Source organism: Parafannyhessea sp. LCP19S3_B1, assembly GCF_052121955.1.
Taxonomy (GTDB): Bacteria; Actinomycetota; Coriobacteriia; order Coriobacteriales; family Atopobiaceae; genus Parafannyhessea.
On record NZ_JBQKDH010000011.1, the window covers coordinates 42,974 to 56,762 of the forward strand.

Here is a 13,789-nt window from a genome sequence, read left to right on the forward strand (position 1 = left end):
GAGACCCCCATGAGCCGCTTCGGACTTGACGACAAGAGGTACTCTACCATCAGCCGCTACGTCATCGCGACGGCGCTCGTGCTCGCGGTCGTAGCGAACGTGGGCGTGTACCTGCCGCAGATCCTCTCCGCGCTCGCCGGCGCGGGCGCGTGGGTCCTCGCGGTCGTGAATCCCCTCGTCGTGGGAGGCCTCGCGGCCTGCCTGCTCTGGCCCGCGGTCGAGAAGTTCGACGCCCTCCTCTCGCGCGTCCGCCCGCTCTCGTCGGCGGACCGTGCGCGCCACGCGCTTTCCGTCGTGGCGGTGGTGCTGCTAGCGGTCGCCGTCCTCGCCGTCGTGGTCTCCGTCCTTCTCGCCTTCGTCACGGACAGCGTGCGCTCGGTCTCGCTCGGCAACCTCGCGGAGCTCGCGGACTACGTCGCCCGCAGCATGTCGCGCGCCTACGACGGCATCGCGCGCGCAGCCGCCACGCTCGGGTTCTCGAGGGCGGAGCTCGAGCACGCCGCGTCGTCCGTCGCCGGCGTGTTCGGCACGTCGGGCGCGAGCTTCGGCCAGACCGTGACCGACGGCGTCGGCGCCGTGAGGGACTTCGTCGCCAACGGCGTGCTCGCGATCATATTCTGCGTCTACTTCCTCATCGACGCGCACAACCTCGCCACGTACTGGGACCGCACGCTGCGCTCCCTCATGGGCACGCGCGCCTACGGCCACCTGCACGCGTTCGCGCTCGACATGCGCCGCGCGTTCGCGGGCTACATGCGCGGGCAGTTCATCGACGCGCTGCTCATGGGCGTCGCCGTCACCATCGCGCTCGAGCTCGTCGGCGTGCGCTACGCCGTCCTCATCGGGCTCGCCACGGGCATCGGCAACCTCATCCCCTACGTCGGCCCCATCGTGGCGTACGCGTCCACCGCGGTCTCGTGCCTCGTCGCGGGCGACGTCCGCACGTTCGCGCTCGCCGTCGTCGTGCTCGCCGTCATACAGTTCGTGGACGGCCAGATCGTGAACCCAAAGATCCTGGCCGATTCCGTCGAGGTGCACCCGATCCTCGTGATAGTCGCCCTCGTCGTCGGCGGCAAGGTGGGAGGCGTCGTCGGCATGTTCGTCGCCGTCCCGTGCGCCGCGCTCGCAAAGATCTACTTCGAGAAGTACGTGGCCTGGCGCGACGCGCGAAACTAGCGCCGGCCCGAGCTGTCCGCCGTGAATCAGGTCATCGGGTTAATTAACACAATTCCAGTAGCAACAAATCGCAGTTTGTCGACGCGGGCGGCGAAGTCCGCGAACTCGCGCTGGAGTGCGAGGGACGGGAGAGGAATCCTGAAGCGCTTGGCATCCTTTACGTTGACATGAGGAACAGTCGATCCCACGTTTAACAAATCAGCCTGCCCTTTTACATCTGGGGACGTAATAGCGAACAGAAGGTATTGGGGCAGACAGACAGAGGCATCGGCTCGAAAAAGCATAGTGCGTTGCCCAAGGCAGAAGCGATAACCGTCTGGAAGGATGGCCGCAGAGCCGTACGTACCTTCGCGAGCATAAACGATGTCCCCAGGTTGCGGAATGAGGCGACGTGTGCGCCTTTGGTACTCCTCCTCAGAGACATACTTCATCGAAGACCAGTCGATGGTAGTGCCCACAAGTTCAGATGTTCGGATAGCGGGATACTCAAGCATCCCATCGTACTTAGGTGTCTCATGTGGGCAATCAACTATGTAGGCGCATATATCCTGCAGCTCGACAATCGCATATCTTGGATGCTCAAGTGTTCCAAACATCTCGACAAACCGGGATTTGACGAGGTCGTCGAATCTTGATTCTGCATCTTTGCAAATATCCACAAGGTTTATCACTGCTTCAAGACGGCCAACTTGCTTATCTCGAATAGACTTTTCTGGTAAACGTATTTCGATATCTTCGATTTGACTAAGTTTGATTGACGGGAATGAGGGGTTCTCGATCAACCTGTTAGGTCTGTTGTAATTAAAGTAGTGCTCGAGATATTTTGATAAGTCAGCTGATGGCGTAACGCAAGCAAGATGGGACACCACATAGCATTCCTCAGGTAGCGTGTAAACGTAGCCTTTCAAACAAGACATCCCGCTCTTGGCAAAAACAACGGTTCCAGCAGGAAACAACCTGAACCCAAGACGTTCAGCAGTTTTATCATCGATTCTTTCAAGTGATTGAACACTGCCACCGGCCAGAAGCCCTGATAAGCTACCAGCGCGGACAAAAGGCTTGCCCGAGTCGCAGAACGCAGACTTTTTCGGAGCAACATTACCGGCACTTACTTTAGCTATATCTCCCAGGCGCATGACCTCCCCGTCAAACGGGGGTTTGCCCACCACCGCCTACGCGATGTATCGCCGGTGCGATTGCCTCACGTTCTCCTGGTCGACCATCGCGTAGCAGAGCGTCGTATCTATCTTGCTGTGCCCCAGAAGTACTTGCACCTGCTCAATGGGCATCCCCTTGTCAATGGCCTTCGTAGCCATGGTGCGCCTGAACTTATGAGGATGCACTCGGGAAAGCCCCAGCTTCCGCCCCAGTTCACGTAGACGTAGCTCCACGCCACTAACCTCCAACCTGCGGCAGTGCGGCCCTAGCGAGACGAAGAGTGCCGGGTCGTCGTCTGAGCGGGAGGCCAGGTACTCGTTTAGATGCACCTTGGCGCGCGCGTCGAAGTACACCCGACGTTCCTTATCACCCTTGCCCCTCACAACACACTGCCTGCCCTCGAAGTCGATGTCGTTCCGGTCGAGGCGTACGAGCTCGCCCACGCGCATGCCGGTGGATGCGAGCAGGTCGACCATTGCCAGGTCGCGCGTTTCGGAGCAACCGTCGCGCATCCTCTCCATCTCCTCGTCGGAGATAACGGGCTTAATGACCCGCGGGGCCTTGATCTTCTTGATACGACGCACTGGACTCTTCAAGATGTAGTCCTCATCCTCGAGCCAGGAGAACAGACTCGATATGACGCGCCGGACGTTGTCTACGGTCACCCTGGAGACACCTGTCCTTCTGCCGTATTCGATGAGGTAGCTGCGCACGTCCTCGGTATTCACGTCGCGCAGGCTCTTGCCGGCCTTCGCCACGAACCTGCGCAGCACCGAGCCATAGTAGCCTATCGAGCGCTCTGAGCATCCCTCGAGTCTCTTGGCTGAGAAGAAGGCTTCGATCATCTTATCGTTGCTGGCAACGCCCCTGGCGTCCCCAGCGGCATCGTCATCGTCCAGGCAATGCCTCAGGACGGCGTGAAGCAGTTCGCGCTGCGCCGCGTCGAGCGACCCCGCCATCATGTCCTCGATTTGCCGGATCTTTGCCTTGCCCTCATTCATGGCTCCTCCTTCGGATTGCGCCATGTGTTGGGGGGCCGGGCGGACGGCGCACACCTCGCGCCGCGCGTACATGGTCGCGGTCGTCGTCCGCCCGTGTGCTCCGGTTAGGCCGCCGGGACGGTCGCATTGTCGTTGACGGCGCGTATGAGCTCCACGAGCCTACGCTGGTGCGTGCCGTCGAAGAGCCTCACAAACTTCTGCGGCTGGTCGAAGGGCGGACGCGTGAGCTCGGCCAGGTCCATGTAGCCATTCCTCTCCACGTAGTCCACAACCTTGTGCACGAAGTCCATCTGTTGCCGGTTCAGGCTCTCATCGCTCAGAAACTCAGCGAAGGCAACCATCGCCGCCTCGTGGTCGAGGCCCGCTACCTGCCTCACTAGCCGTCCGAAAGGCGTGTCCCCGAAGGCTGCCTGGTAGTCGTGCTCATCGCCCAGCTCGCTAGTGAAGATGCGGCCTAGCTCCTCGAACTCGAGGGAGGTCATGGGGATGTTGCGATGTAGCTTAGCAATTACCGTTTTGTCGCCGTTCTGCTCTATGTAGCGGCCAACTTTGAGCTTGTAGTCCTCGTAGTCCTCCGCGGGGTGCAGCACCTCACCCTCGCGCCGCGCCACCACAGTATCAGTGATGTCGGTCACCACGGGGCTGCCCTTGCCCTCGTCCTTCAGGAACTTCATGAGGTCGCGCAACTCCTGCCGCACCTGCTCCAGGTCGATGGGCGACGCATGGTCAAGCCAGCCCTGTGCGCAGACGCGCTGGATAGTCGGCAGCTTGGCCTTCACCTGCGGGATGGTCGCCTTCTTCTGCAGGCGCACGCCCGCACCAATGACCCTGCCCTGGTAGGGAGAGGTGCCCGCGCCGGCGATGAGCGCGATAGCGTAGGCGTACATGAGGGAGTCAAAGCGCAGAGCGTATTCGTCGTCGCTCGTGGGGCGCACGAGGAGAGCCACGCGGTCGAGTTCCGCGATGTCTGCGTCCGAGAGACACTGATAGCTATGCGGCTGCGAGAACTTCTCGATTTCGCGCAGGGCACCCTTGACCGATGCTGTAAGGGGTTCACGCAGTGCCGCCACCTGCGACGACATCTGCCCCACCAGCTCGCTGCGCCAGGCCTGGTACCTCTCGTCAGCATAGGCACTATCCTGAAGCGCCTGGACTAGAAGCGCCTCTCGTTTGAAGATGCACTCCGAAAGCGACTCGGGGTTCTTGCCTTCGGCGGCGTTCTTCTCCTGACGGAAGAACTCGAAGTTGCCGCACCAGTCGAAGATGAAGAAGTGCTGCTTGTCGTGATAGGCGCCGCTCACCCGATCCTGGGCATCGATGCCCGGGCGTAACCTCGTGCCGCGCCCTATCATCTGCCAGAACTTCACCTTGGACTTAACTTGCTTGAAGAACACGAGGTTGAGTACGTCTGGCGCATCAATGCCGGTGTCCATCATGTCCACCGAGACAGCGACCACAGGCATGTCCTTGGTCTCGAAGTCGCTAATGACCGTAGGCGCGTAGTCGTCGGTGTGCACGACGCGGCGGCAGAAGCCCTGCGCTCCCAGATTGGGCCACAGCTCGTCGAAGCGTTCGACAATCATCTGAGCGTGCTTGCGGTTTTGGGCGAAAACGATGGTCTTACCCAGCCGGTCGCCACCCCTCACCTTGATGCCGTCCTGCATGAGCTCGGTGAGTACCATGTCGATGGTCTGCTGGTTGTACACGAACCTGTTCAGATCCTGCGAAGGCGTGAAGTCAGGGGCGTCGGTCGCCTGGGACTCCTCCCAGTCGTTGTCGTAGCGCTCGCGATCCTCCTCTGAGAGCTGGTCGTAGGTGATGCCGTCGGAGAGGAAGGTCGTGTCGGTCTCGATGTTGTAGTAGGGCACCAGCACATGGTCCTGGTACACGGCCGTATCGTACTCGTAGAGGTAAGTGGGGATGCCGCGCTCCACGTGGAAGAAGTCATAGGTGTTGCGGTCCACCTCGTCCTTGGGCGTAGCGGTGAGCCCCACCACCGGCGCATCGAAGTAGTCAAAGATCGCACGGTACTTCTTGAAGATAGAGCGATGGGCCTCGTCCACAATCACGAGGTCAAAGTGCGCGGGTGTGTAAAGCCTACCATTGCCGTCATCCCTCACCTCGTCGATAGAGTTGAGAATCGTGGGGTATGTGGAGAAAACCACCCGCGCATCGGCATTTTTCTGTTTGTCTGACGTCTCGCAGAGGTTGCACATCGTGACGGAGGGCAAGCAGCGTTGAAAAGATCCCTTGGCCTGCGAGACGAGCGCCACGCGATCGGCCAGGAAGAGTGCATTGGTCACGGCCCCCGCGCGCATGAGCACGTCCACTAAGGCCGCTGCCGTACGTGTCTTTCCCGTTCCCGTGGCCATCACGAGCAGGCTCCGGCGGTGGCCTTCCTGCATGTTCTGGCACACGGCCTCCACGGCTTCAACCTGGTAGTAGCGGTTCGTGCCGCCGCCTGCAATTGTGCGGTCCACGGCGACGTCGGTGAGCCTCGCCACGTGCCCGCGCCTGTTCATAAGCCGCTGCAGGTCATCGCGGCCGAAGACTCCCGAGCATCGCCTGCGAGGCGCACTCCCATCGTCCATGAAATAGGTCTCGAAGCCGTTGGAAAGGAACACGAAGGGCCTATAGCCCAACTCACGTTCCATGCAGTCGGCGTAGAGCCTGGCCTGCTGCTCGCCCTTCAGTGGGTCGTACATGGTGCGCTTGGCTTCGACGATTGCGAGCGGACGGCCGCCTCTGCCGAGGAGCACGTAGTCCACGTAGCCAACCCCGGTGCCACTGGGCATGCCGTGGACCTCTACCTCAGTGCGTACAGAGTCGGTTAAGTCCCAGCCGGCGTACTCGAGGTCGACGTCGATGTAACGCCTTCGCGTCTCGTACTCGGGCATCTCGTCGGGTTCGAAGGGTTCGCCAGCAGGGCGCTCCTCCTTGGTGGCAGCGAACTGCTCGCGCAGCGCGCGCACCTGCTCCTCCAGCTCGGCGATGCGCCCGTCCTTCTCGACAGACTCCTCCTGCTGCTGTCGGAAGGCCTTTTCGTCGATGGCCCGCTTGACGGCTGGTATGGCCGCAACGTCGAATCTGCGCTCCTCGTAGCGCGACCCGTAGCAGTAGTCAATCCACTCCACGAAGTTGAAGAGGCCCCGCAGTGCCAGCACCGCATCCTGCGGGCGGGTGGTCGCCTGTGTGTGAGCAGCTTCGTTACCCAGTTTCCAGATGAAGCGCAGCTGTCCCCAGGTTGTCGAGTCCATCGCGTTCTTAAAGCTCGCTTCGTGAATGAGCGAGGCGAGATTGTCTCGCCATGGCTCCGCCATCGTCGAGTCGGCCGCATAGACCCACTTCACCGCGAGCTCCATGGCCTTGCGGCAAGCGAGCGCGCACATGGTGGGGCTCGAGGCGAAGGTGCGCTCGGCGTCCACGCATGCACCAGCAAACATCTTATACTCGGGTATCTGGGTGAGGAAGCTGAAGTTCATGACCGTGTCCTATATCGCAAAGTAATCCTGGGCGAGACTGTCGTATAGCATTTGGAGCTTCTCCTTTTGGGTCTGCGCTTCAACTCGCAGTTTGTCGACGCGAGCGGCGAAGTCCGCGAACTCTCGCTGGAGTGCGAGGGGCGGGAAGGGGATCTCAAGCTTTCCCAGCTCCGATTTAGGGATGTTAGACATGGACTTGGCAGAGCCATGCGCAAGGCTTCTGACCGTTTCCGAAAACGATGATTGCCCCAAGAGGATTGAGAGATATGTCCCATCAACTCCCGCAATAGGGTGTATACGGAAGACAAGGTCAGGAAACATGAGGTTGGGCGCATCGCAATCAACCATGACACACGCGCCAACGAGGTCGGGCGTGTTCTTCCGGGCGACGAGGATGTCACCAATCACGACCTCTTTGCCTGGCAGAACGCTCTCACCATCGAACATCGCCTTATTTTCCTCAGGGAGGTATTTCCCGGAGGAAAGTGCACTTAGCTTTAGCACGCCAGGTGCACTTCCAGTGCGAGCCTCGGACTTGCAGTTGACGCTCTTCCCCGAGTCGATCGAATTGACACATGCCACTAACGGCATTTTCGGCCATCTCGACATCAGCGCATCGGCATCTCCGAACATCTCGACAAACCGGGATTTGGCGAGTTCGTCGAGCTTGGCGAATTGCTGGCCAAGAATTGCCATGACCTGCTCGACACTGGCCAACTTGTGTACGGCGGCGAGCTGGTCGTCCAAGGACGGGAGAACGATCTCTAGGTTTGCGATCGCCCGTTTCGACAGCTCCTTGAAGGTCGCTCCGGTTCCCATGGTCTGAAGCTGTGGCGCGCGATGCTTCAGATAGCGGTAGAGCCATTCGTTGCTCACGGCGTCCGAGCAGACAAGGCACTTGAACCCCTGGTTGCAGCACATCTCTGCCCCTGCCAGCGCAACCTTGCCGATGGGGGCGCGTGTGGTGAGGAGCACGGTGCCAGCCGGCATCATATGGAGGCTCGCGCTCCTGAAGCCCGCTTCGGTCAGATGTTTCGCCGTATCTTCGAGGATGTAGGTGTTATCGCTAATCTCGGCCGGCGTGACCCACTTGATGCCACCATCCCAGTACGCAGGCTCGCTGGTCTTGGGAGTGGCACCACCAACCACCTCGCACACATCCCCCAGCCGCACAACCTCTCCGCCAAACGGGGGTTTGCTAGTCATTCGACTCACCGCCCAGCATGGCGCGCAGCTCGGCGAGCCCGTCGGCCATCTGTCGGTTAAGCACGTCCAGCTCGTTCAGAATCTCGGACGTGGGCGGGTACTCCACGCGTTCGTACTCGGTCTCCACGTACTTGTTGAAACTAAAGTCGTAATCGTTGTCCACAATCTCCTGCTTGGGTACGAGGAAGCTCTTCTGCTTGCGGTCACGCTGCTCCTCCTCGCCCAGGTGCGCCCACCGATCCAAGATGTCAGGGATGTCATTGTGCTCGGGGTCGGCGTCGCGCTTGTCGTCGAGCGTGTAGCCGTCGCCCTCCATGTTGTAGAGCCACACCTTATCGGTGCCGCCGGCATCGGTCTTGGTGAATACGAGCACGGCGGTGCTCACGCCGGAGTAGGGCTTGAACACGCCGCTTGGCATGTAGATGATGGCGCGCAGCTGCTGGTGCTCCACTAGCTCCTGACGCAACTGCCGGTAGGCCTTCGAGTTCGTGCGGAAGAGCACGCCGTTGGGCACGATGCAGGCACACCGTCCGCCAACCTTCAGCATCCGCAGAAAGAGCGCCACGAACAGCAGCTCCGTCTGTTTGGAGTCGCAGATGGCCTTCAACGAGGGTGCAATGTCCTCAGCGTCCACGCTTCCAGTGAAGGGCGGGTTGGCGAGCACGAGGTCGAACCTCGACGTCGCAGTATTCTGCTTACTCACGGAGTCGATGAGACGGATGTCGGGCCGCTCGACGCCGTGCAAAAGCAGGTTCATCGCGCTGATGCGGAACATCGTCTGATCAGTCTCGCCACCCGAAAACTGGTGGCGACCAGCATGGGTCACGTGGCCGTTGGAGTCCTTCTCGTCAGCCTCGCCCGAGAAGAGCGCCCAGTCCTCCGAGCCCATGGCGGGGTCATTCCGCAGCCGATCGGCGGCCGAGATGAGGAAGCCCGCCGTACCCATGGCCGGGTCGCAGATGAGCTCCCCGGGGCGCGGGTCTACCATCGACACCATCATGTCGCGGATATGCTTGGGCGTGCGGAACTGGCCGTTCTGGCCAGCAGTGGAGAGCTTGGAGAGCATGTACTCGTAGAGGTCGCCGAGGTCGTCCATGTCGTCCGCGAAGTCGTTCATGAGCGAGTCGATGCCACTCACAGCCTTCTGGAGCGTGCGCGGGTTGTTGATACCGAAGGTGGCGTCGCGCATGCTTCGTGCGAAGGGTGTGTCGTCGTGAAGGGTCTTGATGAACGGGAAGACCCAGTCGCGCACCGTCGTCAGCATCCTCTCCGGCGGGAAATCCTTGAAGACGTTCCAGCGCAGCTCGCTGCCGTCGATGTGGCTGCCGTTCATCCGGAACTCGTTGGGGAAAACGTGCTCCTGCGCAACGCCGGTGACGGCCTCCATCTGTTCGATCTCGAACTCGCGGTCGTCGAGCGAGCGGATGAACATGAGGTAGGTGAGCTGTGTGATAACCTCCTGCGGGTTGGTGATGCCACCCTCCCACATGCGCTGCCAGACGTCGTCGACCTTGGCTTTGGTAGCTCCTGTAATCATATGTCCTCATCCCTCTCTGATTAGATGTCCTCGCTATGGAATGCGGCTGCATTCACGCTAGCCGCAAGAAAGGTGTCGGCCAATCTCATGGAACGTCTACACGAGCTCTTGAAGCTCTCCACTCGCTCGTGGACCGAGGCAACGTGCTCTTGTTTCTCGACACTCGGAACGGGGATTACGAGGTTCGCAAGCCCCGACTTCTTAATCATCTGAATGCTCGCACCGATGCTTGCAAGACGAAGTTCTTCCTTTAGCTGAGGTGTACCTAGAACGGCCGCTATCCAGCGCATGTTCACGCTTCGCATTCGAGGTCGAAGGATGGCGGCGGCGGATATTACAAGCAGCCCCGAGCAAGTCGAATTGACGTAAGCGCAATCGTATGGAGTCGTAAGCTTGACGATGACGTCTCCGGGCGATGTAATACATGCCTTTCTTACTTGCCCAAGTACTTCGTAAGAAACTTCTTCCAAATCGATGCCATCGGCAGTCAAGGTCTTCTGGGTTATGACACCCACGACTTCACCAGAACTGCCCTCAGGTATCCTCCTAGCTCTACTGAGCGGCATCCCCACGACAATGTCACAGAGGTCGCCAAGCCTCGCCGAGTCGATGTCCTTGTTCTCAAGCATTCTGGCTCTCTCTATGTTCCTAATTTTAGGAACATAATATGAAGCGCAAGGTTGGTTGTCAAGAGATGGCCGTTCTGCCTTGTCTGTTGCAGTTTTCTTTCGTCACGTCGCCGTGGGACGCAGCCCCGCGGTCGCCGATGCGACGACGCCGCGCGCGGGCGCATGGCCCATCATGGGACTCGCGTCACGCATGTGCGCGCAGCGCGGATGGGAGGAAGCCATGAGCTTTGACGACTGGACTGCGAACGTGGACGACTTCAAAAGGCTCGCGACCCTCGCAAAGGTTGACTTCTCGGTCAGCGAGGAGGACGAGGCCCCGGACGAGGAGGAGCCCGCGCTCGACCTCGACTCCTTCCTCGAAGACCTCGCCAAGGCGGCGATATCGCCCGACCCGAACGAGTTCACGGACTTCGTGGCGAAGAACCAGGACGACGTGCTGGAGGCGCTCGCCCAGGACCCCTCGGTGGAAGACGTGCTCCTCGCGGGATACCGCGTCGGCATCGCGTTTGGGAGCGACGCGTGTATGAACGCGCTCGGCGCGCACTACTATCTCGGCGACATCTTCGAGCAGGACTTCGCCAAGGCGAAGGAGCTCTACCAGATGGCCGTCGACCACGGCAACCTCCAGTCGCTCATCAACCTTGGCTACATCTACGAGTATGGCCGCACGGGCAAGCCGGACTTCCAGAAGGCGTACGAGTACTACTCGCTCGCCGCCGCGCTCACTCCCTCGTTCGAGGCCGCGTACAAGCTGGGAGACATGTACGCTCGCGGCAAGGGCGTCGGGCGCGACATGCGCAGGGCCCACATGCTCTGGGAGCGCAGCCTCGACCTTTCCCAGAACGTCGTGGAGCGCGCCCAGCCGGCCATCCGCATCGCGCAGCTGCTCGTCGACCCAGAGTGTGAGAGGTGGGGAATCGACGCCGACCCCCTTCGCGCGCTGAAGCTGTTCCAGGACGCGGAGGTCGGCCTTCGCATCGACATCGCGGACGGCCAGTACTACTACAAGAAGCGCCTGCGCGAGGCGATCGAGGGGCAGGAGGTCGCACGCGCGCTCTTGGAGGAAGAGGACTCCGACCTCGATTTCTAGAGTGGCGGCCGGACGCCCCGCGGGACGCCCGGCCACGATGTCGCTTCTCAATATCGCTTTGTGTGGCGCGTCGCCGTACCGCATCGCCCGACGCAGGCGTCGCGCGGAGGCGACTTGGGGCGCCTAGCCCCTCATGTGCTCGATCATGCTCTCGTACTCGGCCTCGTCGGCGGTGAAGGCGCCCTCGCCCACCTTGCCCTCGAAGACGACGGAGCCGTCGCGCACGGCCAGGAGCTGGCACACGGGCATCGGCTTCCAGTCGCGCTCGTCGAGCGGCGCGGTCGCAAATGCCCAGCCGTCCTCAAGGCGAAGGAGCCAGAGCGTCCTGTTCGCGTCGTTCGTGTACGCGAACGTGTGGATCCCGTCCGTAAAGAGGAGGTTCAGCTTGTTTCCGGGCGCGAGCGCGTTGACGGCGCGGTCGATGGCCTCGAGGCGGCCCTCCTCGCCAAGCCCCTGGCCGTCCGCGGTGTTGGACGCGTCCATCAGGTACGGCAGAATCGCCTCGCTGTCCGTCGAGCCCTTGCGCTCGCCCAGGTAGTTGACGGTCTTCCGCGGGTCGAAGAGCGTTCCGTTGTGCGCGAGCACCCAGCGCCTGCCCGCGCGGTCCTCCCTCAAGAAGGGATGGCAGTTCTCCAGCGCCGTGGACCCCACGGAAGCGCGGCGGATGTGTGCTATGAGGTGCGCCGTCATGACCGGCTCGCGCAGGATCGCCTGCACGCGCTCGCTCACGGCCGCGTTCTGTGCTTCGCGGATGATCGTAGGCTGCACGCCGTCCCCTGCGGGCAGGTACGCGAGGCCCCAGCCGTTGGGGTGCTCGTTGCCGTGCGAATAAAGGGCATCCATCAGCTCGTTCGCTCTGACGGGCTCCTTGGTGTCGATGCCAAGCATCATACACATGGTCGTTCCTTCCTGTTGGCGACCGAAAGAAGATACCCTAAAGAAACCGCGGCAATAAGTGGCTACATAGACGCCACACGCGCCGTTCACGTGGGGAACACTTTCCGCCAACTGGAACGAACATCACAATTTCTGGAGCGAACGCATCTCTCGCTACGTCAGAACGATATGGAATTCGTTCCCTTACCTGCTGTTTTCGAGCGAGAAGGACGTGGCATCCAGAAGTCGCGCGTCGTCGGGCAGGTGCGAGGCGACCACGAGCGCGCGACCGTCGAGGTGTCGCGTCACGAACGCCGCCGCCCGCGCATGCGAGGCGGCGTCGAGCGAGGAGAACGGCTCGTCCAGGAGGACGGCGTCCCCCGAGGCCGCAAGCGCGCGGACGATCTCTGCCCTGCGGCGCTGACCGCCGGAGAGCTCGCGTACGGGGACGTCGAGCGCGGTCTCCGGCAGGAGCTCGAGCAGCAGTGAGCGTACGCGCGAGCACGCGGCCGCGTCGCGGACGGACCCCGCCACGAGAAGGACGTTCTGCACGGCGGACATCTCCTCCACCAGGCGCGGCTCCTGGAACGCCATGGTCGGCCGCACCGGGCGCCTGCACGTGCCGGAAAGGACGTCCTGCAGTCCCGCGACCGTACGCAGGAGCGTGGTCTTGCCCGCGCCGGAGCGGTCGGCCAGCAGCACGCGGTCACCCGGGAGCACCTCGAGGTCCAGCCCGGACGCCACGACCGTCCCCCCGTAGCCAATCGACGCGTCGCGAAGGAGGATCGTCGGGCCGGCCGAAGCCGCCCGGACCGCCTGCCCCCGCGCGCCCGCCTGGGAGCGGGGGCCCCGCGGGCGGCCCACGCGCAGGCTCAGGCGCCGCGCCCACGAGCCGGTGCGCGCGAGCACCGCGATGAACGCGCGCTCGCACAGCCACGACGCCGCGACGATCACGATGGTCCACGCGAAGAGCCCCGCCGTGTCGAGCAGGAGCTTTGAGTTGTAGATCCGCTCGCCTATAGACCCTATGGGACTGCCGATGAGCTCAGCCGCGACGCCGGCCTTCCAGGCCATGCCGCAGACGTTCCTGCTGGTTCCCACGAGGTATGGCAGCACCTGCGGCCACGTGTGCGCGAGGAACCGGCGCACGGGCGCGACGCCGAAGACGCCCAGCATCTGGGACCCCTTGGGGTCGACGTGCGCAAGCGCCTCGCGGCAGCTGAAGTACACCGCCGGGAACACCGCGAGGAACACGGCGATGGCAGAGACGCTCCGCGAGCCGACCAACATGAGCAGGAGGACGATGACGCAGACGATGGGCACGCTCTTCAGCGCGGAGACGCCCGGGGCGAGGAGCCTGTCGACGAGCGGATGGCGTCGCCCCGCAAGCGCGAGGACGACCGCGAGCGCGAACGCGAGCAGGAAGCCGAGGGCGATGCGCGCGAGCGAGAAGCCCACGGTAGCGAGGAAGTCCTTCTCGCCCAGAAGGGCGAGAAGGCGGAGCGCCGTGTCCACGGGGCCCGCAAGGAGGATCGAGCTCCCTACGACGAGGCTCGCCACCTGCCATGCCACGATCCACGGCACGACGGGGGCGAGCCTCTTGAGTATGTCGCTGGGGCGACGGGTCACGCGAC

General features: G+C 62.1%; 10 protein-coding genes. 2 read left to right on the forward strand and 8 right to left on the reverse strand.

The features are described from left to right. The first annotated feature begins 9 nt into the window (after positions 1-9). Entirely contained in the window at positions 10-1,176 is a 1,167-nt protein-coding gene (locus ACTQWE_RS07330; RefSeq protein WP_441856186.1) for an AI-2E family transporter, read from the forward strand. A 26-nt stretch (positions 1,177-1,202) separates the two neighbouring features. Here ACTQWE_RS07330 and ACTQWE_RS07335 read toward each other — a convergent pair whose 3' ends face one another. The 6 genes from ACTQWE_RS07335 to ACTQWE_RS07360 form a co-directional block, all read right to left on the reverse strand. Beyond that, entirely contained in the window at positions 1,203-2,312 is a 1,110-nt protein-coding gene (locus tag ACTQWE_RS07335) for a restriction endonuclease subunit S (RefSeq protein ID WP_441921486.1), read from the reverse strand. A 36-nt stretch (positions 2,313-2,348) separates the two neighbouring features. Then, positions 2,349-3,335: a site-specific tyrosine recombinase/integron integrase gene (xerA, locus tag ACTQWE_RS07340; RefSeq protein ID WP_441856189.1), complete on the reverse strand. Its 987-nt coding sequence runs from the start codon at positions 3,333-3,335 to the stop codon at positions 2,349-2,351. A 104-nt stretch (positions 3,336-3,439) separates the two neighbouring features. Further along, positions 3,440-6,817 (reverse strand): DEAD/DEAH box helicase family protein, encoded by a 3,378-nt coding sequence (locus ACTQWE_RS07345; RefSeq protein WP_441856190.1) that lies wholly within the window; start codon positions 6,815-6,817, stop codon positions 3,440-3,442. Positions 6,818-6,826: 9 nt separating this feature from the next. Further along, positions 6,827-8,023 (reverse strand): restriction endonuclease subunit S, encoded by a 1,197-nt coding sequence (locus tag ACTQWE_RS07350; protein WP_441921488.1) that lies wholly within the window; start codon positions 8,021-8,023, stop codon positions 6,827-6,829. Next, complete coding sequence (locus ACTQWE_RS07355) at positions 8,016-9,560, reverse strand: N-6 DNA methylase (RefSeq protein WP_441856193.1); 1,545 nt, start codon at positions 9,558-9,560, stop codon at positions 8,016-8,018. Before ACTQWE_RS07355 ends, ACTQWE_RS07350 begins: the two co-directional genes overlap by 8 nt. Before the next feature lie 20 nt (positions 9,561-9,580). Then, a complete protein-coding gene (locus tag ACTQWE_RS07360; protein ID WP_441856195.1) occupies positions 9,581-10,189 on the reverse strand; it encodes a hypothetical protein in 609 nt (202 codons plus the stop codon). 220 nt (positions 10,190-10,409) lie between these two features. On the opposite strand from ACTQWE_RS07360, the gene ACTQWE_RS07365 reads away from it, so the two are divergent. Then, the gene (locus ACTQWE_RS07365; RefSeq protein WP_441856196.1) at positions 10,410-11,279 is read left to right on the forward strand and encodes a tetratricopeptide repeat protein; all 870 of its coding nucleotides are present in this window, start codon (positions 10,410-10,412) and stop codon (positions 11,277-11,279) included. Between the two features lie 123 nt (positions 11,280-11,402). Here the strand turns inward: ACTQWE_RS07365 and ACTQWE_RS07370 are convergent, their stop codons facing one another. Both ACTQWE_RS07370 and ACTQWE_RS07375 read right to left on the reverse strand, forming a co-directional pair. Further along, positions 11,403-12,176 carry a class II glutamine amidotransferase gene (locus tag ACTQWE_RS07370; protein WP_441856198.1) on the reverse strand — a complete coding sequence of 258 codons (774 nt, stop codon included), beginning with the start codon at positions 12,174-12,176 and terminating at the stop codon, positions 11,403-11,405. 183 nt (positions 12,177-12,359) lie between these two features. Next, a complete protein-coding gene (locus ACTQWE_RS07375) occupies positions 12,360-13,784 on the reverse strand; it encodes an ATP-binding cassette domain-containing protein (protein ID WP_441921490.1) in 1,425 nt (474 codons plus the stop codon). Positions 13,785-13,789: the final 5 nt, after the last annotated feature.